A 21,193-nucleotide genomic window follows, 5' to 3' on the forward strand; every position below is an offset into this window, starting at 1 on the left:
TTATATTTCTGATATTGTAAAGCCCATACTTATCTCAGGGTATGATTTGTTTATCATTACAAGAGAAATCCAAAGTAAAGCGCGAATTAGTAATTGACTTAATAGCAACACATATAAGAAAAAGCGCAGAAATTCAATTTTAACAATGAATTTCTGCGCTTTTTAAGTATCTAGGACATTTATGTCACAAGATCATTTTTTGAGTATGTGAATTTAGATTCCATACTCTTTTAGTTAAACATAAGTTATTTGACTCATATTTACTAAATAATAGATAACTTTTGGGATGTTATCTATGAACAAATAAAAAAAACACCGTGTCTGATTACACGGTGCTTAAACAAAGGGGATGGGAGAAATTTTTTCACTTCAAACAAAGGGGTATGTTTGTTATGTGATTAATTTCATGTATGTAATATAACATGGTTTCGAGACTAAATTCAACAAAAAACGTCGGTTTTTTTAATTTGTCACACACTTGTCATATTGGAAACGTGTACATACATTTAATTCTCTTTTACTAGCTTTTCAAAGGCATTTAACTTCTGTTCAAAGACTTCCATTGCCTCTTCTATAGGTTGTTTAGAGGTCATATCTACACCTGCTTTTTTCAATACTTCAATTGGATAATCTGAACTACCTGCTTTTAAGAATTCGTTAATATATCTCTTAACTGCTGGTTCTCCTTCATCTAATATTTGTTTACTCAATGCTTGTGCTGCACTATAGCCAGTAGCATATTGATAAACGTAGAAATTATAATAGAAATGAGGTATACGAGACCATTCTTTAGCGATATTGTCATCTGTTACAACTGAATTACCAAAATACTTTTTATTTAGCTCTGCGTATTCAGTATTCAAACGGTCAGCTGTTAAAGGTTCTCCCTCTTCAACAATTTTATGAATCAGATATTCAAACTCAGCAAACATTGTTTGTCTAAATAATGTTGCTCTAAATCTTTCTAATTCTTGATTCAATAAATATTTACGTTTTTCAGGATCTTCTAAATTCTTGTCCATATATTCACTTAACAATGCTTCATTTGTAGTAGATGCAACTTCAGCAACAAATATTGAATAACCACTTTCATTTGATTGTTGATGCTTTCTACTGAAATAACTATGTGCTGAATGCCCAAATTCATGGATAAGTGTAAATAAATCAGAAATTGAGTCTGACCAATTAAGTAATATGAATGGGTTTGTTAAATGTGCACCTGATGAATATCCACCAGAACGTTTACCTTTATTTTCATATACATCTACCCATCTATTATTTAGCCCTTCTTCTACAACTTCAATGTATTCTTTGCCCATTGGTTGTAAAGCTTTAACCATCCAGTCTTTAGCTTCTTCATAAGGCATTTCAAATGATGAGTTTTTAACTAGTGGTGTATACATGTCGTACATATGCATTTCATCTAAACCTAATAATTCTTTTCTAAGTTCAGTGTAACGATGAAGCAATGGTAAATATTTATGCACAGTATCAATTAAATTGTCGTAAACTTCTTCTGGAATGAAATTATTAGATAACGCTTGTTCTCTAGCTGATTGATACTGACGTACTTTAGAACTAAATATAGCAGTCTTAACTTTACCGCTTAATGTCGCTGTTAAAGTGTTGTTATGACTACCATACGCATCATATACATTATCGTAAGCAGATTTTCTTAAAACACGGTCTTCAGACTCTAACAATTTAGTGTATGTACCTTGTGTTAACTCATGTTCTTTTCCATCTTTATCTATAGCAGGTTTGAATTCCAAGTCAGCATTATTAAACATACCAAATACGTTACTTGGCGTTTGTAATGCTTCACCCGCTTCTGCCAATATTTTTTCCTCTTTATCACTTAAAATATGAGGTCTTTTTTTATTTAATTTCTCTATATCGAATTGATATCTTTTTAAATCATTGTTTGAAGCAACAAATTCGTTTAATGTTTCTTCATCTATAGACATTAATTCTGGTAATATAAAACTCCATGCACTAGCAAATTTGTTAGCTAAAGTGGCTGCTTTAGCTTCATAACCCGCGTATTTATCATTAGCAGTATCTTGGTCATGTTTCAAATGCGCATACACATAGACTTTACCTAATTTCTCATCTATTTCACTATCTAGTAATAAAGCTTGATAAAGTGTATCTGAACTATCTTTCAAATGTCCTTTAAAACGTTCTTCTTTACCTAAATATGTCTCTAATTCTTTAAAAGCTTCTTCGTAAGCTTCATCCGAAGCAAAAATAGTTGTTAAATCCCATGTATATTGTTCTTGCTGTTCTTCTCTTGTAATTAACTTTGCCATATTAATAGCCTCCTTTGAATTTCATATTTATAATTTTCTCATTAAACAGTCATTTTTGCACGTGATATAGACTTTTGATGAATAATCGAAATATATGAATTCAAGGCTTTTGCTAGTATCTCTTTCTTTGAAAAATGACAATCATAAAATGTTCTGAATTTCATAAATTTAAAGAAGTTCTCAAAAGTAAAAGTCTTCTTCTCCATTTCATAATATAAGTAAGTTTGCCAAGTTATACAATGTGTTAAAAAATATATTTGTTCAGGTACAATAATGCCAATGATTTGCAACCTATCTTTATGTATTAATCTCGCGTTATATAATAATGAAAGTGTTGGTTCTAATACATTTCTGCGCTGTCTACATTTCGACAAATAATGATGATAAGCACTGTCAGTTAAATATAAATTTGGAACATGATGCACAGGATGACCTTTTAATAAATCTTCCCATTCAATCTTATTTCTATTACCTATAAATGTATACTTATCTAGTGGTTGTATCCCTTCATATCTAATGAGCGTTTTGTTGTGAGGATTATAAGTGATTAATGTTCTCTCTATATGATTTATTAAAGCCGCTTCAAAATAACTGAGACGGAATACACCATTATGATAATCTATTTCTTTCCCTATCCATATCACACGCATATTCAAGGCTTTAAACCCTTCAGTTCTATCCATTAATAAATCTAGACTGATCGGAGAATATTGAAATTCAACTACGATATTCTTGTTAATAATAATATCGGGAATTTGATCTATTTCAGATAAATAATATTCCATATCTATCATTACTTTATCATTCAACTGCGAATAAATATGATGTTTAGATGCTAAATGTATTAAAGACTCTTTCTTATAACTATTTCTTAAGCAATAACTATTTGCTCTATGGGCAAAATGAGCTACAGTATGCTTCCCTTTTTTTAAAATAAGTTCTGATAAGCAGTCAGGGCACTTATAAATTTCATGTGGTTTAGCATGTTGCGCAAATACGCGTTCATTATTTTTATTTAGTCCTATTAACATAAAAACACCTCTTTACTATATAAAACGTAAAGAGGTGCTAAAATTACTTATTTATTTTTCGGTTCAAAATATCTTGTTACTTGACCCATAACATTATAACTCATGACAATTTTCGCATAATCATCTAGATATAATTTAGAAACTTGTGTTGGATTTGCATATTCAAGCAATTGTCCATAAAAATCGTTAATGATTTCTTCACTATCTATTTGATCAAATTGTACATAGTAATAATATTTGTTATCTAACATATATAATAAATCTGTGAATACAATATCTTTATGTTCATTATAATGTGCATATTCGATAATATCTTCTAACTCTTCGAATCTAACAAGTAATCCGATGTCTTTAGGAATAAATTGTTGATCTGATTCGTTGTCTTCGTTTAACATTTCGCCGATATTCTGGTCAGAATCGAGTGCTTGAGATAAGAAATCATTGACTTGATACTCTAATTGTTCATTAGATTCCTCGTCAGTCATATTCAACAGCTCATCACCTTTAGATTTAGATACTGTTACTTCAACACCCTTTTCAAACGCATGTACTTGGATCCATAAAGGACCTTCGACAACGAAGTCTTCTTCATCATTAATTTCATCCATCATAGACCAGAAAAACTCTTCTCCGCGTTTACGGTTTGTCCATAAGTCTTCCCTTTTGAAACCTCTTGCTTCGATATCTTGATAAGTTATAAATAATTTTACAGTTGTTTCATCAATTCGTTCTATTCTCATAATGTCACACTCCCTTACTCTAGGAATAGTACATTCATTGTATTATAAACAAATACATTTTAACAGTAATTTGTTTAAACTATTCTAATTTAATTTTTTATATAAAAATAGCCCCTGTAAACAGGAGCTATAAATTTAATATTAGACCAAATTAGTCAACCATACGTTGTGCTTCTAATAGTTGGAAAGTACGTACTTTCCTAGGTAAGAAACGACGAATTTCATCTTCGTTATATCCAACTTGTAAACGTTTTTCGTCTAAAATAATTGGACGACGTAGTAAACCTGGATTATCTTGAATAATTGTATATAATTCTTGTAGAGGTAATGCATCGATATCTACATTTAATTTTTGATATGTTTTAGAACGAGTTGAAATAATTTCATCTGTTCCATCTTCTGTCATCTTTAAGATTGATTTAATTTCATCTAATGTTAAATGTTCTGAAAAAATATTACGCTCCGTATACGGAATGTCATGTTCTTGTAACCATGCTTTCGCTTTACGGCAAGATGTGCAACTTGGTGAAGTAAATAATGTTACCATACATCTCACTCTCCTAATCGAATATTATTTATGTTAAACGTCAGTGAACTTATAAGTTTAAATGCACTTATTTATGTATACCCCATATAGCAATAGGTTAAACATATAATGCTCACTTGGTTTAATCTTTATCTAATTGCTATAAACATATTATATAACTCAAAGATTAAAATTAAATGAGAAACTTCTAATAATTCATTAAAAAGCATATAAATTATAGATGAATTTGCTATTAACAATACATTTATCTATTAACTAGAATAACACAACTTACAAATGAATAAAATACTGTTATAATGATATAAAGAAATTTTGTAGAAAAGAGGCAACATTAATGGAAACTTTATTTTCAGGCATCCAACCTAGTGGGATTCCAACTTTAGGTAATTATATTGGTGCTTTAAAACAGTTTAATGAGATTCAACATGATTATGACTGCTTTTTTTGTATTGTAGACCAACATGCAATAACAGTACCTCAAGACAGACTTAAGCTAAGAGAAAACACACGTAAACTAGCTGCTATATATTTAGCATCAGGTTTAGATCACGAAAAAGTAACACTCTTCATTCAATCAGAAGTACCAGCCCACATTCAAGCAGGTTGGATTTTAACGACAATTACTTCAATCGGTGAACTAGAAAGAATGACTCAATATAAAGACAAAGCGCAAAAACAATCACAAGGTATCCCAGCTGGATTATTAACTTACCCACCGTTAATGGCAGCAGACATTGTGCTTTATAACACGAACATCGTCCCTGTTGGAGATGATCAGAAGCAACATATAGAATTAACGCGTAACGTTGTAGACCGTTTTAATTCTAAATATAATGATATATTAACTAAGCCATCCATTCACATGCCTAAATTTGGCGCTCGAATAATGAGTTTACAAGATCCTACTAAAAAAATGAGTAAAAGTGATGATAACCAAAAGAACTTCATCTCATTATTAGATGAACCAAACGTTGCAGCGAAAAAAATCAAAAGTGCTGTAACTGATTCTGATGGAATTGTTAAATATGATAAAGAGAACAAACCAGGTATTAGTAATTTGTTAGTCATCTATTCAAGTATTACTAGTAAATCAATTGAAGAACTAGAAGCACAATACGAAGGTAAAGGATATGGAGACTTTAAAGGCGACTTAGCTGAAGAAGTTAAAAAATTCCTTATAACGTTCCAAGAAAAATTCAATTACTTCTATGAAAACAAAGAAGTATTAGATGAAATACTTGATAAAGGTAGAGACAAAGCAAGCTTCGTAGCTAATAAAACATTAAAAAAAATGGAAAATGCTATGGGACTAGGTCGCAAAAGAAAATAATGAATAGTAAAGCAATCGCTCATAACGAGCGATTGCTTTCTTTATTGTATAGAGTGAATCAGCAGAGCGGTGGAATTCAACGGCTCTATTTATCATGTGGAGCCTGACTTGATAAATTCATCGCCTCTATTTATCATGTGGAGCCTGACTTGATAAATTCACACCCCATTATAAACATACTAATCTTAGGAAAAGTGTTTGGGACATAAATCCTAACTTAAAATAAATCACCCAATCCGTTGGAATCATTTTCGGATTGGGTGATTTTGTATTTCTGATTTTGTAAAGTGCTGACGCCCGGGGGAATAGTATGTGAGAGAGACTACAGGCTCGAGCCATACCCCCAGGCAAGCATGCACTTTTCAAAATCATTATAGTTTAGGACATTTATGTCCCAGACGCTTTTGTATTATACTATTTCTCGATATATGCTTCTTTTAATGTAGATACGCCACCGAATTGGTGATTGACTACATTTTTAACATTTGGTTTTTTCAGTTGTGCTATCCCAACTTGATAAAGTGGAATGATACCAGCTTCGTTTAATAGCATACCTTCTGCTCTTTGTAGTTCAGAAAGTCGTTTGTCTGGATCGCTTGCTAATGATGAATCTGCTGCTTTTATAATACTGTCGTATTCTTTATTAGACCAACCTGTATTATTGTGTGATCCATCTGTTACATATAATTCTAAGAATGTCATTGGGTCTGGATAATCTGGAATCCAGTTCTCTAGTGACATTTCATATTCTCCTTTAGACACGACATCAAGTTTTTGTTTAAATGGCTGTTGTTTGATTTTGATTGTTACGCCATCTAAATTTTTCTCGAGTTGTTCTTTAAAGTATTCTGCATCTCTTTTAGCTGTGTCTTTATCATAAGTCATCAATTCAATCGTAAATTTATCTTTACCTAACGCTTTTTTAGCTTTTTCAAAATGTTCTTTTGCTTCTTTAACGTTATATTGATTCTTATTTTTTACGCCATCTTGATATTCTTTTCCTTTACTATCTTTAACAAAGTCTTTTGGCACAAAATTATCTGACGGAATCGAACCATTATTTAAATTATTTTTAACGTAAGCGTCTTTATCTATCGCTTTAGCAAAAGCTAATCTAAAGTCTTGGTTTTTAAATTCTGGTACGGTATCTTCATTTAATTTAAAGTAGTAAGTTACCGTATCTAACTCTGTATTAAATGCTTTATCGTCTTTATATTTTTTCACTTGCTCTGCTGGTAAGTCTACAATATCCAATTTATTTGTTTCATATAAATTTACAGCAGTTGATGCTTCTTTAACTACTTTATAGTTCACTTTATTTAATTTAACTTTATCTTTATCCCAATATTTATCATTTTTCTCTAAAGTAACTTTATCGTCAGTTTTCCATTCAGCCATTTTAAATGGTCCATTATAAAGTGTTGATTCTACAGTAGTACCATATTTATCGCCTTGTTTTTTAACGAATTTTTCATTTTGTGGCATAAATGTACCGAATGAAAGCAATTCTTTATAATATGGTAACGATTTTGTAAGTTCGAATTCTAATGTATGATCATCTACTGCTTTTACACCAAGTTCTTCAGGTTTCTTATCTCCATTGTTAACCGCTTCAGCATTCTTAATATCATATAAAATATACGCATATTCAGATGCTGTATCTGGATCTAGAACTTTTCTCCAAGCGAAGACGAAATCTTTTGCAGTTACTGGATCACCATTTGACCATTTAGCATCTTCTCTTAATTTGACAGTCCATTTTTTCCCGTCATTTGTAATTTTAGGTTCCCCTTTTGCTACAGCTGGTATTGCTTTATCATTTTTATCTAATGTATAAAGACCCTCCATAGTCTGGAAGAACATATCAAATGATAAACCATCTGTTGCCATCGCTGAGTCCATTGTAGGAACGTCCCCATTGATTTGTAAATCTAATGTTTCATCACTTTTAGAGTCTTTCTTGCCTCCTCCTGATGAACAAGCGCTTAATACAAGTACTGCAGTTAACATCATTGCTATAAATTTGAACATTTTAGACATGTAACTCATCCCCTTAGTTTTTTCATTTAAACTACTGATTTGTTACTTTTGAATATAAGCGTGTTTTAAATCTGTATCTCCACCAAACTTATGTCTTTCAATATCTTTAACATAACTTTGTGTTAATCTCGCATTACCTTGCTGATAGATTGGAACAATTACTGCTTCATCTAATAATAATGTTTCAGCATCTTGCATTGTTTCAATACGCTCTTGTTCTTTATCTAACAAATTGTTTCCTGCATCTTTAATTTTCTTGTCATATTCTTTGTTTTTCCATCCTGTTTCATTCATAACGTTATCACTCGTAAATAAATCTAAGAATGTCATAGCATCTGGATAGTCTGGACCCCATCTACCGAATGAAATTTGATAATCCATATTAGCTTCAAGTTTTAACTTTTGTTTATATGGTTGTTGCTTCACTTTAATTTTAACGCCAGGTAAGTTTTGTTCAATTTGTTCTTTGAAATACTCAGCGTCTTTTTTAGCATTATCTTGATCATAAGTTAACAATTCAAAAGTGAATTCATCTTTACCAAGTGCTTTTTTAGCAGCTTCTAAATGTTTCTTAGCTTCTTCTTTGTTAAATTTATTTTCAGTCTTAACACCTTTCGTATAATCTGTGCCTTTTTTATCTTTTACAAATTCAGTTGGTACTAATGTATTTGCTGCTTTAGAACCGTTATTCAAATTACTCTTAACGTATTGCTCTCTATCAATTGATTGAGCAATTGCCATTCTTAAATCTTTATTTTTAAATTCTGGTACATCTTTTTGGTTCATTCTCATAAAGTAAACTCTAGATTCAAGTTCAGTATTATAAGCTTTATCTTTTTTATATTTATCTACATTTTCAGCAGGAATTAATGCTTCATCAACATCGCCTGCATTGTACATATTTAAAGCTGTTTGCGGCTCTTTAACCACTTTGAAGTTAACACTATCTAACTTCACATTGCCTTTATCCCAATACTCTTTGTTTTTTGTGAACGTATAATTATCTTCTGTTTTCCAATCTGATAAAGTAAACGGTCCATTGTATAAAGTATCTTCTGCTGTTGTACCGTACTTATCGCCTTTTTCTTTTACAAACTTCTCATTTTGAGGTAAAAACGAACCGAATGTTAACAACTCTTGATAATAAGGTAATTCACGATTCAGCTTAATTTCTAATGTATGATCATCAATTGCTTTAACACCTAATTCTTCAGGCTTTTTGTTACCTTTGTTAATGTCTTCTGCATTTTTAATATCAAACATAATAAATGCATATTCAGAAGCGTTTTTCGGATCTACTAATTTACGCCAAGCATAAACAAAATCATCTGCTTTAACTTTATCGCCATTAGACCACTTAGCATCTCTTAATTCAATCGTCCACGTTAAACCATCATCAGACTTTTTTGGATCACCTTTCGCAATTCCCGGAACCGCTTTGTCATTCTTGTCTAACTTATACAATCCTTCCATTGTATTATTTAACGCATCGAAAGAAACAGCATCAGTAGCTAATGTTGAATCCATTGATGGAATATCAGAAATAGAAATTAATCGTAACTTTTTGCCATCCCCTGCAGAAGAGTCACTTTCTTTCTTTTCATTCCCACCACTACATCCCGATAAAAATAAAATAACCGACAGAAAAACTAAAAAGCTCCACCTTAAATGTTTGTTGTTCATAAACATTTCCCCTTATTCAATTTTTGAAAATTCAGTCATTTCTGAACTTTCTTCAATTATAAAGTTATTTTCAATTTGTAGCAAGATAACTTATCAAGATATGAAAAATAAATTTCCCACAATTTCTTTATAAATATAAATCACCCAATCCTTCGATACACTATCGGATTGGGTGATTTATATTTTTTGAATCTTACGATTTTGAAAGTGCATGCTTGCCTGGGGGTATGGCTCGAGCCTGTAGTCTCTCACTCATACTATTCCCCCGGGCGTCCGCACTTCACAAAATCATTACAGTTTAGGACATTTATGTCTCGAACGCTTTAATATATTTATTATTTAGCGCCTTCTATTTCTACACCTTTTAATGTGTAATCTCCGCCGTATTTATGATTTTGCCAATTTTTAATATATGGCTGTGTCAGTCTTGCAGCCCCTGTTTGGAATAATGGTGAAATAGAAGCTGAATCTAAGAACTCTGATTCTGCATCTTGAAGTATTTTAATACGCTTCTCACTATTTTCTGATTTAAGCATTTCATCAGAATTTGCTTTTTCTATTGCTTTATCATATTCTTTATTCGCATATCCTGTTTGGTTATGTGGTGAATCTGATGTAAATACATCTAAAAATGTTGTTGGATCTGGATAGTCAGGGAACCAACCAGCAAATGAAATATCAAAATCTTTTTTAGTTTCTAATGCAAGCTTTTGTTTAAATGGCTGTTGTTTAATTTTCAAAGTAACACCAGGCAAGTTTTTCTCTACTTGCTCTTTAACAAATTCACCTGCTTTTTTAGACTCGTCTTCATCATAAGTTAATAATTCAATCGTAAATTTGTCTTTTCCTAAATCTTTTTTAGCTTTGTCCAAATGTTTTTTAGCTTCAGCTTTATCATAGCTTAAAGGTGATTTAACACCTTCTGTATAATCCTTGTTGTCTCCATCTTTTACAAAGTCTTTAATCATTAGCGTGTCTAATGGTTTAGAACCATTGTTGAGCAATGAATTAACATAAGATTTTTTATCTATTGATTTCGCTATCGCTTTTCTTAAATCTTCATTTTTTAAGTTTTCGTTCTTTTCTTTATTAATTCTAAAGAAATAACTACCAGATGTAGATTCAGTTGAAAAATCTTCTCTGTCTTTATATTTCTTAACATTTTGTGCATCTAAACCTACCATATCTAACTTGCCAGTTTGATACATGTTAATAGCCGTTTGTGTGTTTTTAACAACTCTAATGTTCACATCTTTAATGTTCACTTTATCTTTATCCCAATATTGATCATTCTTTTCCAATTTCCATCTATCTTCTGGTTTCCATTCTGTTAATTTATATGGCCCATTTGATAAAGTTGTTTTATCTGTTGTACCAAATTTGTCTCCTTGTGCTTTAACAAACTTTTCATTTTGAGGCATATAAGAACTAAAAGCTAATAAACTTTCCATCCATGGTACGTCTTTAATCAGTTTAATTTCAAGTGTATGATCATCAATTGCTTTCACACCAAGTTCTTCAGGTTTCTTATCTCCAGCCGTTATTTCTTTCGCATTTTCTATATTTTCAAACATATATGAAAATTCTGCTGCTGTGTCAGGATCAACTGAGCGTTGCCATGCGAAGACGAAATCATTCGCCGTAACTGGATCACCGTTAGACCACTTTGCATTATCTCTTAATTTAATCGTCCATGTTTTACCGTCACTCGATTTCTCAGGTTTATCTTTCGCAACGCCTGGGATAGGCTTATCATCTTTATCGAGTACATATAAACCCTCTAGCGTTTGGGTAAATGTTGTAAATGAAACTTGGTCAGCAGCTAATGAAGGGTCCATCGTAGGTATATCATCACTAGATGATAGATTAAGTTCATTTTTAGATTTAGACTGCTTAATATTATTATCACTGTCCTTTTTATTATCGCCACTACATGCAGATAAAATCAGTACAAAAGATACGAATATTACAAACATTACTTTATACCTTTTATTCATATTCATAAGCCTCCTATTTTTTTATAAAAACTTGTTTGATATAAAGAAAAGCAATCAATGTTTCCATTGATTGCTTTCATTCACTTTTATTTAGCTCCAGCGATTTCTACTTCTTTAAGAGAGTAGTCACCACCGAATTTATGTGTCTGCCAGTTTTTAACGTATGGTTGACGTAAACGAGCAACACCAGCTTGATACATTGGAGCAATTGCAGCAGATTCTAAAAACTGACCTTCTGCTTTTTGCAACATTTCAAGACGTTTTTGTTCATTTTCTGGTTTCAACATTTCATCTGAATTAGCTTCTTCTAAAGCTTTATCATATTCAGCATTTGAATATCCAGTTTGGTTATGAGGACTATCTTTTGTGAATAAGTCTAAGTATGTTGTTGGATCTGGATAGTCAGGACCCCAACCAGCAAATGAAATATCATAATCGCCTTTAGATTCTAGAGCTAATTTTTGTTTAAATGGTTGTTGTTTAATTTTTAATGTAACGCCTGGTAAGTTTTTCTCAATTTGTTCTTTCATATATTGTGCCGCTTGTTTTCTTTCTGCATCATCATATGTTAAAAATTCAATTTTGAAACTATCTTTACCAGTTTCTTTCTTAGCTTTTTCTAATAATTTTTTAGCTTCTTCTTTATCATAATTTAATGGAGATTTAACGCCATCAAGATAATCTTTACCATTTTTGTCTTCAACAAAATCTTTAATCATAAGAGTATCAGTAGGTAATGAACCATTATTTAATATAGAATTAGTGTATTCTTTTTTATTAAATGATTTAGCAATAGCTTTTCTCAAATTTTCATTAGATAAGTCTTTATTTTTAGTTTTATTTATTCTTAAGAACCAGTTAGATGCTACTAATTCTGTTGAGAAATCTTTTCTATCTTCATATTTTGGAACATTCTGAGCTTCTAGTACTACACTATCTGCTTTTCCAGTTTGATACAGATTTAATGATGTTTGATTTTCTTTTACGACTTTATAGTTTACTTCTTTTAATTTAACTTTGTCTTTATCCCAATATTCTTTGTTTGGTACTAATTTCCAGTTATCTTCAGTTTTCCAATCTTCTAATTGGAAAGGACCGTTTGATAAAGTTGCATCAGCTGTTGTACCGAATTTTTTCCTTTGTTTTTCAACGAATTTTTCATTTTGAGGCATGAATGAACCGAAAGCAAATAGACTTTGCATCCAAGGAACGTCTTTCACTAATTTAATTTCTAATGTTTGATCGTCTACTGCTTTAACACCTAACTCTTCTGGTTTTTTCTTACCAGCAGTAATATCTTTAGCGTTCTCGATATTTTCAAACATGTATGCATACTCAGCTGCAGTATCTGGATCTACCGTTCTTTGCCATGCGTAAACGAAGTCATGCGCTGTAACTGGATCCCCATTTGACCATTTAGCGTTGTCGCGTAACTTAATCGTCCACGTTTTCCCGTCGTCAGATTTTTTAGGATCTTCTTTAGCAACACCTGGAGCAGGTTTATCATCTTTATCTAACACATATAACCCTTCTAATGTTTGATTAAAGTTGATAAATGATATTTGGTCAGTTGCTAACGATGAGTCCATCGTTGGTATATCGGCCGTAGAAGTTAAGTTTAAGACGTTTTCAGATTTTTCACTTTTAACGCCGCCTTTACCTCCATCTTCACTTTTAGAACCACCACCACTACATGCTGCTAACGTTAAAACAACTGCAACTAAAATTGATAATAAAGCCGCTAATCTTTTCCTCATATAGCTCTTCCCCCTTGTTTTTTTCTCCTAAATTTTCAGAAGATTCTTAATTTTATTATATTTTAAAAATGCATAAAAAACAATAGTGTTTCATACAATTTTCAAACAATTGATATATTGCAAAATAAAATCATAATTAACTTTATAACAATTTTAATTTTAGTTGAAAATTAAAATTATGCTTCAGTTAAATCAAAATCTTTATTATAATTTTCTTTTTTCTCAGCAAATTCCTTTTCAGAACAATATACAAAGTGATCTGGTCCTACTTCTCTAAGTTCCAAGTTGTCATCATCCTCATATTTATGTATCTCAGGATTATATGAAGATCTCGTTCTTGTTCTTTCAGAATCAGGATCTGGTAACGGAATAGCAGATAATAAAGATTTTGTATATTCATGTTGAGGATGTATATATATTTGTTCAGATGGCCCAAGTTCAACCAGCTTTCCAAAATACATAACACCAATTCTGTCTGAAATATATTTAACCATTGATAAATCATGTGCGATGAATAAGAATGTTATACCTTTTTCATCTTGAAGCTTCTGCATTAGGTTAACCACTTGTGCTTGAATAGATACATCAAGTGCAGAAATAGGTTCATCTGCAATGATAAATTCAGGTTCAACAGCTAATGCGCGTGCGATTCCCAACCTTTGTCTTTGACCACCAGAGAATTCATGTGGGTATCTATTCGCATGTTCTTTAGATAGACCAACTGTCTCTAATAAGTCATAAACACGTTTTTTTCTTTCTTCTTTACTAGAAACGAGTTTATGCACATCTAATCCTTCAGCTACAATATCCATCACTTTTAACCTCGGATTTAAAGATGCATATGGATCTTGGAAAATCATTTGCATACGACGGTTAAATTTCAAAAGATCTTTTCTCTTTTTAATATTTTGAATATCAACATTATCAAATATGACTTTACCGTCAGTAGCATCATATAGTTTGATAAGTGTACGTCCAGTTGTGGATTTACCACAACCAGATTCACCTACTAAACCTAATGTTTCACCTTTATAAATTTTAAAAGAGATATCATCAACTGCTCTAACTTCATTTTTCTTACCGACGTTAAAATACTGTTTCAAATTTTGTACATCAATTAATACTTCTTTATTTTGAGCCATTAGAACGTCACCCTTTCTACACGTTTTGGCTTGTCAAATTGATCTGGTGTTGCTTTTTGTTTTAATTTAACAGCTTCTGGTAATTCCACTTCAGGTGCTCGTTCATCTAATAACCAAGATTTAACGAAATGTGTTGGAGACACTTGGAACCAAGGTGGCTCTTCCTTATAGTCAATATCTAGTGCATATTCACTTCGTCTCGCAAACGCATCACCTACAGGCGGCTTAATCAAATCTGGTGGTGTACCAGGAATTGCTAGTAGTTCTGTATCATGAGTCGTTTCTAAGCTTGGCATTGAAGACAACAGTCCCCAAGTATACGGATGTTTAGGATTATAGAAAATTTCATCTACTGAACCTGTTTCAACAATTTGACCACCGTACATTACTGCCACTCTATCAGCAACGTTCGCTACAACACCTAAATCATGAGTAATAAATATGATAGAAGTATCAATTTTATGTTGTAATTCTTTCATTAATTCCAAAATTTGAGCTTGTATCGTAACATCCAATGCTGTAGTTGGTTCGTCTGCAATTAACACTTTAGGGTCACATGCTAAAGCAGTTGCAATAACGATCCTTTGTCTTTGACCACCAGAGAATTGGTGAGGATAGTTATTAAATCTTTCTTTAGCTTTCGGTAATCCTACTAAGTTTAAAATATCCAATGCTCGCTTTTTAGCATCATGTTTGGATAATTTTTGATGCTTAATAAGTGGCTCCATAACTTGTTTCCCAATTTTCATTGTAGGATTTAAAGAAGTCATTGGATCTTGGAATATCATGCCAATTTCTTTACCACGAATTTTTTGCATTTCTTTTTCTTTTAATTTAGCTAAATCTTTCCCGTCGAATAAGATTGAACCATCTTTAATTCTACCTACCTTTTTAGGCAGTAACTGCATGAGTGCTTTTGTTGTAACTGATTTCCCTGATCCAGATTCACCAACAATAGCAAGTGTTTCTCCTTTATCTAAATAAAAGTCTACACCTCTTACAGCTTGTACTTCCCCCGCGTCAATGTCGAAGGAAACATGTAAGTTATTTACTTCTAATATTCTCTTAGCCATAATTAATTTCCTCCTTATTATTTACGCATTTTAGGGTCGAAAGCATCTCTTAATCCATCACTGAATAAGTAGAAGAATAAGATTAACAAACTAAGCACGATAGCTGGTACAAATAATTCATGTGGGAAGATTAATAACATTTTTCTTCCTGTATCAACTAATGAACCTAATGATGCTTGTGGTGCTGGAATACCTAACCCAATGAAACTTAAGAAAGCTTCGAAGAATATTGCACTTGGAACTGTAAACATTGAAGTTACAATAATTGGTCCTAGTGTGTTTGGCAAAATATGTTTAAAGATTAGTTTAAAGTTTGAAACCCCTAACGTTCTAGAAGCCATTACGAATTCTTGTTCTTTAAGTTTTAAGAACTGACCACGTACGATACGACTCATCCCGAGCCAACCTGTTACCGACATCGCTAATATAATGGTCCACATAGATGGATCGAATAATAATACGAATAAAATAACGACAATCAAGTTTGGAATAGAAGATAAAATTTCAACGATACGCTGTAAAATATCATCAATTCTTCCACCAAAGTAACCTGAAACTGCACCATATATAACACCAATAAAGATATCTAGCGCTGCTGCAACTAAGCCAATAAATAGTGATACTTGTGTACCTCTCCATGTACGTGTCCATAAATCACGTCCAAGTTCGTCAGTACCAAACCAGTAATTTTCATTCACGTTTTGACTTTCATATAAATCAAAGCCATCTCGGTCAGTACCATCAAATGGTAAAAATGGAACTTTATCTAACACTGGAATTTTTGGTGGTAAGTTAGCGTGCGAAACATTTTGATCACTAAATTTATGATCATTCATTAGTGGACCAGTAAGTGACACTAACGTCATGATTAACAATCCTATAAGACCAATGACTGCTAATTTATTACCAATTAATTGTTTCCATGCATCTTGCCAAAATGTACGACTTTTTCTTTCGAACTTTTCTTCTACTATTTTGTCTCTACCGTGTAATACAAAGCTGTCAGCAGGCATACCTTGTGTAGAATGCGTGACTGAGGCATTATCATAACCGCTATTGTTTAATTTATTTTCTTGATCTTTACTCATTATTTCTTACCTCCTTGCACACGAATTCTCGGATCTATAAGTCCATATAATACGTCAACAATGAAGATAGATATTATAAATAAGAAACTAAATAATAAAGTTAAAGCCATAATGACTGGATAGTCATTTGTTTGAATCGAACGTACGAATTGGTCACCAAGACCTGGTACGCCGAATATATTTTCAATTGTTAAAGTACCTGTTAAAATACCTGCTAACATTGGAACGATAATTGTAACAATAGGAATTAACCCATTACGAACCGCGTGTCCAAATATAACTCGAGCGCTAGACATCCCTTTAGCTCTCGCTAATTCTATGTAATCAGAACCCAAGACCTCAATCATCTCAGAACGAATGTAACGCGCAATTGTTGCTGTCACACCTGCCGCAAGAGCAATTGATGGTAATACTGCTGTCATAAATCCACTCCAACCTGCTACAGGGAATATTTGCCACTCCACTGCAAATACGTATTGTAGTAGTACCGCTAGAACGAACGAAGGAACAGAAATAAATATTACCGATAGGAAGGTGGCCCCATAATCTATAATTGTATTCTGTCTGATAGCAGCAACTATACCAAGTAATAGTCCCGTTATAGTTCCTAAAATCATCGCATATGTACCCATTTCAACAGATGGTCCAAGTCTCGGTTTAATCAAACTCCAAACCTCTCTGTTATCGTATTGGAATGAAATACCGAAGTCTCCTTTTGCAACACTCCCTAAGTAATTTGCATATTGTACTGGTACAGGATCATTCAAACCATACTTTTCGTTTATAATAACCTTTTGTTCTTCTGATAATTTCTCATCGTTGTACGGTGAACCCGGTAACAATTTCATTAAGAAAAATGTTATCGTCATAATTAAAAACAATGATATGAACATATAAAAAATACGCTTCAAAGTATACCTAACCATTGTTTTGCCTCCTATCCCCTTATCGAATTCATATTTCTTTTAATATTCTGAAATATTTATATACATTATACAGAATTTATACAATGTAAATCAACACGAATATTCTGAATTTTGAATATGAAACTCTCTAAAATAGGTGATTATTTTATTACAATAAAGCGACAACGCGATGATAATATACACATATGCAGTATAATTATACCATTCATGGATAATTATTACCTATTTTTTCTAATTTTCAGTCATTTATTATGTAATCGCATGCAATAATTATACATAAGTAAAATTACACTTATTTTTTTATTAAGTTCCGCAAAACATAAAATCTTTTTTTCAATCTGTTATAATACAATTAATTCTAAACGTAAGAGGTAGGTAATTATGAAATTTTGGGGTATTTTTTCTATTTCGTATATAGGTATATTTTTATTATTATGTCTTATCTTTTTAAAGGATGTAGATCAAGCAGTTAATATATACTTTTATATTATGACTTTATTTTTTGCAGCAAGTTGGCTGTTTGCAATGAAACAAGATGGTGTTGGAAAAGTATCACGTCAAGCTTTGAGAAAATTTAATTTCCACATGAAATCAAAAGCTTCACAAGATTATTTGAAAGATGACGAACTCATGAATCCTAATATGAATAATTTACATTTAAAAGAAACGAAACAATATAATTGGATTGTTCCATTTGTCACATTAAGCACTTTATTTTTTATCATTTCAATCATTATTGGATTTGTCGTTTAAACATCGTAAAAAAAGTGTGGACGCCCAGGGGAATAGTATGCCGCGCGCGACTACAGGCTCGAACCATATTCATAAGGCAAGCATCCACTTTCAAAATCATAAAATTTTAAAATAAAAAAAAGATATCTTCACTAGGCAATAGCCTAATGAAGATATCTTTTATATTGAATATTATTTTGTATACTTTTTAAATACTAATACTGCATTATGTCCGCCAAAACCAAGACTATTACTCATTGCGTACTCTATATCTAATTTAGCCGCTTTGTTCGGTGTATAGTCTAAATCAATTTCTGGATCAGGTGTATCAGCATTGATAGTAGGTGCTACAATACTATTTTCAATTGATAATGCAGTTAAGATTGATTCAACTGCACCAGTCGCACCAAGTAAATGTCCCATCATTGATTTAGTAGAACTTACTTTTAAGTTTTTAGTAGCTTCTCCAAAAGTAGATTTAATAGCTAAAACTTCATATAAATCTCCAATTGGCGTACTTGTACCATGAGCATTTAAATATTGAATGTCTTCAGGTTTAATGCCTGCATCTTTAATTGCTGCTTGCATAGCGCGTGCTCCGCCTTCTCCATTTGGTGAAGGTGCAGTAATATGATAAGCATCTCCTGTTGATCCATATCCTACTACTTCAGCATAAATATGAGCGCCACGTGCTTCAGCTGATTCAAGTGATTCTAGGACAACCACTCCAGCTCCTTCACCCATAATAAACCCATCTCTGCCTTCTTGGAATGGACGACATGCTGAATTTCTATCAGGGTTTGTAGATAATGCTTTATTAGCACTAAATCCTGCCATTGCCATTTCTGTTATAGGTGCCTCTGTACCACCTGCTAACATTAAATCAGCATCTCCACGTTGAATAATTTTAAAAGCTTCTCCAATAGAGTTTGTACCTGTTGCACAAGCCGTAACTGTACAACCGTTAGGCCCTCTTGCACCTAAATCAATAGATACTTGTCCTGTAGCCATATCAGGAATCATCATTGGTACGAAGAATGGACTTACTCTTTTAGGTCCACGTTTCAATAACATGTTGTGTGAAACTTCGAATGTTTCCATTCCGCCGATACCTGACCCAATCCAAACACCTATTCGATCACTGTTCTCGTCAGTAATTTCGAATTTAGAGTCCTTTAAAGCTTCACGAGCAGCAACAATTGCGTATTGAGTAAATCTGTCCATTTTACGAGAATCTTTTTTCGCAATATGATTTTCAATGTTAAAATCTTTCAATTCACCTGCTAATTTAGCTGGAAATTCAGAAACATCAATTCTTGTTATTTCATCTATGCCGTTTACACCATTAATTGCATTATTCCAAGTTGTAGGCACATCATTTCCTAACGGGTTTAACGTCCCTAAACCAGTCATTACAACACGCTTTTTCTCTGTCATTATTCAATATCCTCCTATTTACCCCAGCGTAACGTTATGGCACCCCATGTCAGGCCACCACCAAATCCAACTAGGACTATTGTATCGTTGTCTTTTATTTTACCTTGTTCTAATTCATATGCAATACTTAAGGGTATTGATGCAGCAGATGTATTCCCGAATCTATCTACTGTTACACTCATTTTTTCTTTTTCAATACCTAATCTTTCTCTAGCAGATTCCATAATTCTAATATTGGCTTGGTGTGGTACGAACATATCAATGTCATTTGCCGTAAGACCAGCTTTTTCTACTACTTTAGTAGAAGCTTCTCCCATAATTCTTACTGCGAATTTAAACACTTCTCTACCATTCATTTGAATGGTATGTTCATCCATATCTTGATATAAATATGGCGCTCCGTTACCATCTGAACCAAGTTCAACACCTAAAATACCTCTACCTTCAGATACTTCACCAATGATAGCAGCACCCGCTCCATCACCGAATAAAATTGCTGTACTACGATCATGCATATCTGTAATTTTAGTGAGTTTATCAGCACCAACTACTAGTACGTTTTTATAAAGACCTGAATTAACAAATTGTTGTGCAGTCACAATACCATAAATAAACCCAGTACAAGCCGCAAGTTGGTCCATTGAAGGCACTTTATTTAAGCCTAATCTCTTCTGTAAAGTTGTTGCAACCGTTGGAAATGGTTTATCACCTGTTGAAGTTGCTACGATAACCATTTCTATTTCATCTTTATCTATACCTGCATCTTCTATCGCTCTAACTGCCGCTTCATAAGCTAAATCACTTGTGTCTTCATCGTCCGCAGCAAAGCGTCTTTCTTTAATACCTGTCATTTTAGTAATCCATTCATCGGATGTTTCTAAATATTTTTCAAAATGTTCATTTTTTACCACACGTTTCGGCGCATAAGCACCAAAACCTTTTATACCAATATCCATTATATTGACACCTTCTTATAATCTGTTGTTATTATCAGGTACTAATTTAACACACTTATGCCTTAATACACAAGCACAGTCTTATTAATAGAAAATATTTAAATCGTTTTCATAATTATAGGTATACAATTTATAAAAAGTTAATTATAATGAAAGATATGATATTAAAAGTTACGGAGGATGAGATATGCATTACATCTTAACATTCATATGGGCATTCTTATTGTCACAAATGATTAACTTTGTTTTACATAGTTTAGGTGGCTCTACAGAAGCGCTAAACTTTGTTAGTCCAACAGTTTATGCTGTTATCTTTACAGTTGTTATTATTCTACTAGATATTTTAGTTGGTAAATCGTCATCGGACAAACAAAAAGCACAACATTCATAAAAATAATCCCG

The 21,193-nt window shown here is 32.4% G+C and carries 17 protein-coding genes; 3 read left to right on the forward strand and 14 right to left on the reverse strand.

Annotated elements, in window-relative coordinates; translation table 11 throughout:
- Positions 1-506 precede the first annotated feature (506 nt).
- The 4 genes from pepF to spxA form a co-directional block, all read right to left on the reverse strand.
- The gene (pepF, locus tag PYW35_RS09705; protein ID WP_103323106.1) at positions 507-2,312 is read right to left on the reverse strand and encodes an oligoendopeptidase F; all 1,806 of its coding nucleotides are present in this window, start codon (positions 2,310-2,312) and stop codon (positions 507-509) included.
- 41 nt (positions 2,313-2,353) lie between these two features.
- Entirely contained in the window at positions 2,354-3,343 is a 990-nt protein-coding gene (locus PYW35_RS09710; RefSeq protein ID WP_103323105.1) for a competence protein CoiA, read from the reverse strand.
- 47 nt (positions 3,344-3,390) lie between these two features.
- On the reverse strand, positions 3,391-4,083 hold the full coding sequence (gene mecA / locus PYW35_RS09715; RefSeq protein ID WP_103323104.1) for an adaptor protein MecA: 693 nt from the start codon (positions 4,081-4,083) through the stop codon (positions 3,391-3,393).
- 151 nt (positions 4,084-4,234) lie between these two features.
- The gene (spxA, locus tag PYW35_RS09720; RefSeq protein ID WP_016913230.1) at positions 4,235-4,630 is read right to left on the reverse strand and encodes a transcriptional regulator SpxA; all 396 of its coding nucleotides are present in this window, start codon (positions 4,628-4,630) and stop codon (positions 4,235-4,237) included.
- A gap of 334 nt (positions 4,631-4,964) precedes the next feature.
- Here spxA and trpS point away from each other — a divergent pair, with 334 nt between their 5' ends.
- Entirely contained in the window at positions 4,965-5,960 is a 996-nt protein-coding gene (gene trpS / locus PYW35_RS09725; protein ID WP_016913231.1) for a tryptophan--tRNA ligase, read from the forward strand.
- A gap of 414 nt (positions 5,961-6,374) precedes the next feature.
- Here trpS and PYW35_RS09730 read toward each other — a convergent pair whose 3' ends face one another.
- The 8 genes from PYW35_RS09730 to opp3b form a co-directional block, all read right to left on the reverse strand.
- Positions 6,375-8,000, reverse strand: a complete 1,626-nt coding sequence (locus PYW35_RS09730) for a peptide ABC transporter substrate-binding protein (RefSeq protein ID WP_103323102.1) — start codon at positions 7,998-8,000, stop codon at positions 6,375-6,377.
- A gap of 42 nt (positions 8,001-8,042) precedes the next feature.
- Entirely contained in the window at positions 8,043-9,683 is a 1,641-nt protein-coding gene (locus PYW35_RS09735; RefSeq protein WP_103323101.1) for a peptide ABC transporter substrate-binding protein, read from the reverse strand.
- A gap of 335 nt (positions 9,684-10,018) precedes the next feature.
- On the reverse strand, positions 10,019-11,680 hold the full coding sequence (locus tag PYW35_RS09740) for a peptide ABC transporter substrate-binding protein (RefSeq protein ID WP_103323100.1): 1,662 nt from the start codon (positions 11,678-11,680) through the stop codon (positions 10,019-10,021).
- A gap of 86 nt (positions 11,681-11,766) precedes the next feature.
- Positions 11,767-13,437 carry a peptide ABC transporter substrate-binding protein gene (locus tag PYW35_RS09745; protein WP_103323099.1) on the reverse strand — a complete coding sequence of 557 codons (1,671 nt, stop codon included), beginning with the start codon at positions 13,435-13,437 and terminating at the stop codon, positions 11,767-11,769.
- Positions 13,438-13,613: 176 nt separating this feature from the next.
- The gene (locus PYW35_RS09750) at positions 13,614-14,579 is read right to left on the reverse strand and encodes an ABC transporter ATP-binding protein (protein ID WP_103323098.1); all 966 of its coding nucleotides are present in this window, start codon (positions 14,577-14,579) and stop codon (positions 13,614-13,616) included.
- On the reverse strand, positions 14,579-15,652 hold the full coding sequence (locus PYW35_RS09755) for an ABC transporter ATP-binding protein (RefSeq protein WP_016912691.1): 1,074 nt from the start codon (positions 15,650-15,652) through the stop codon (positions 14,579-14,581). The genes PYW35_RS09750 and PYW35_RS09755 overlap by 1 nt, the downstream gene beginning before the upstream one ends.
- A gap of 17 nt (positions 15,653-15,669) precedes the next feature.
- Positions 15,670-16,740 (reverse strand): oligopeptide ABC transporter permease, encoded by a 1,071-nt coding sequence (opp3C, locus tag PYW35_RS09760; protein ID WP_016912690.1) that lies wholly within the window; start codon positions 16,738-16,740, stop codon positions 15,670-15,672.
- Positions 16,740-17,666, reverse strand: a complete 927-nt coding sequence (gene opp3b, locus PYW35_RS09765) for an oligopeptide ABC transporter permease (RefSeq protein ID WP_016912689.1) — start codon at positions 17,664-17,666, stop codon at positions 16,740-16,742. Before opp3b ends, opp3C begins: the two co-directional genes overlap by 1 nt.
- Positions 17,667-18,047: 381 nt before the next feature.
- Here opp3b and PYW35_RS09770 point away from each other — a divergent pair, with 381 nt between their 5' ends.
- Entirely contained in the window at positions 18,048-18,419 is a 372-nt protein-coding gene (locus PYW35_RS09770) for a DUF3899 domain-containing protein (protein WP_016912688.1), read from the forward strand.
- Positions 18,420-18,590: 171 nt separating this feature from the next.
- Here PYW35_RS09770 and fabF read toward each other — a convergent pair whose 3' ends face one another.
- Together fabF and PYW35_RS09780 are read right to left on the reverse strand one after the other, a co-directional pair.
- Positions 18,591-19,835, reverse strand: coding sequence for a beta-ketoacyl-ACP synthase II (gene fabF, locus PYW35_RS09775; protein ID WP_016912373.1), 1,245 nt, complete (start codon positions 19,833-19,835; stop codon positions 18,591-18,593).
- Positions 19,836-19,849: 14 nt separating this feature from the next.
- Entirely contained in the window at positions 19,850-20,791 is a 942-nt protein-coding gene (locus PYW35_RS09780) for a beta-ketoacyl-ACP synthase III (RefSeq protein ID WP_016912372.1), read from the reverse strand.
- Between the two features lie 187 nt (positions 20,792-20,978).
- Here PYW35_RS09780 and PYW35_RS09785 point away from each other — a divergent pair, with 187 nt between their 5' ends.
- On the forward strand, positions 20,979-21,182 hold the full coding sequence (locus PYW35_RS09785) for a YjzD family protein (RefSeq protein ID WP_016912371.1): 204 nt from the start codon (positions 20,979-20,981) through the stop codon (positions 21,180-21,182).
- The last annotated feature ends 11 nt before the right edge of the window (positions 21,183-21,193 follow it).

This window comes from Mammaliicoccus vitulinus (genome assembly GCF_029024305.1).
Lineage (GTDB): Bacteria > Bacillota > Bacilli > Staphylococcales > Staphylococcaceae > Mammaliicoccus > Mammaliicoccus vitulinus.

Excerpts from the sequence above, each read along its gene's own strand:
- PYW35_RS09710 (WP_103323105.1), bottom strand. The coding sequence starts at position 3,343 with ATGTTAATAGGACTAAATAAAAATAATGAACGCGTATTTGCGCAACAT.
- PYW35_RS09745 (WP_103323099.1), bottom strand. The coding sequence starts at position 13,437 with ATGAGGAAAAGATTAGCGGCTTTATTATCAATTTTAGTTGCAGTTGTT.
- mecA (WP_103323104.1), bottom strand. The coding sequence starts at position 4,083 with ATGAGAATAGAACGAATTGATGAAACAACTGTAAAATTATTTATAACT.
- opp3b (WP_016912689.1), bottom strand. The coding sequence starts at position 17,666 with ATGGTTAGGTATACTTTGAAGCGTATTTTTTATATGTTCATATCATTG.
- PYW35_RS09755 (WP_016912691.1), bottom strand. The coding sequence starts at position 15,652 with ATGGCTAAGAGAATATTAGAAGTAAATAACTTACATGTTTCCTTCGAC.
- spxA (WP_016913230.1), bottom strand. The coding sequence starts at position 4,630 with ATGGTAACATTATTTACTTCACCAAGTTGCACATCTTGCCGTAAAGCG.
- PYW35_RS09770 (WP_016912688.1), top strand. The coding sequence starts at position 18,048 with ATGAAATTTTGGGGTATTTTTTCTATTTCGTATATAGGTATATTTTTA.
- trpS (WP_016913231.1), top strand. The coding sequence starts at position 4,965 with ATGGAAACTTTATTTTCAGGCATCCAACCTAGTGGGATTCCAACTTTA.
- PYW35_RS09735 (WP_103323101.1), bottom strand. The coding sequence starts at position 9,683 with ATGAACAACAAACATTTAAGGTGGAGCTTTTTAGTTTTTCTGTCGGTT.
- PYW35_RS09750 (WP_103323098.1), bottom strand. The coding sequence starts at position 14,579 with ATGGCTCAAAATAAAGAAGTATTAATTGATGTACAAAATTTGAAACAG.
- fabF (WP_016912373.1), bottom strand. The coding sequence starts at position 19,835 with ATGACAGAGAAAAAGCGTGTTGTAATGACTGGTTTAGGGACGTTAAAC.
- pepF (WP_103323106.1), bottom strand. The coding sequence starts at position 2,312 with ATGGCAAAGTTAATTACAAGAGAAGAACAGCAAGAACAATATACATGG.
- PYW35_RS09740 (WP_103323100.1), bottom strand. The coding sequence starts at position 11,680 with ATGAATAAAAGGTATAAAGTAATGTTTGTAATATTCGTATCTTTTGTA.
- PYW35_RS09785 (WP_016912371.1), top strand. The coding sequence starts at position 20,979 with ATGCATTACATCTTAACATTCATATGGGCATTCTTATTGTCACAAATG.
- PYW35_RS09780 (WP_016912372.1), bottom strand. The coding sequence starts at position 20,791 with ATGGATATTGGTATAAAAGGTTTTGGTGCTTATGCGCCGAAACGTGTG.
- PYW35_RS09730 (WP_103323102.1), bottom strand. The coding sequence starts at position 8,000 with ATGTCTAAAATGTTCAAATTTATAGCAATGATGTTAACTGCAGTACTT.
- opp3C (WP_016912690.1), bottom strand. The coding sequence starts at position 16,740 with ATGAGTAAAGATCAAGAAAATAAATTAAACAATAGCGGTTATGATAAT.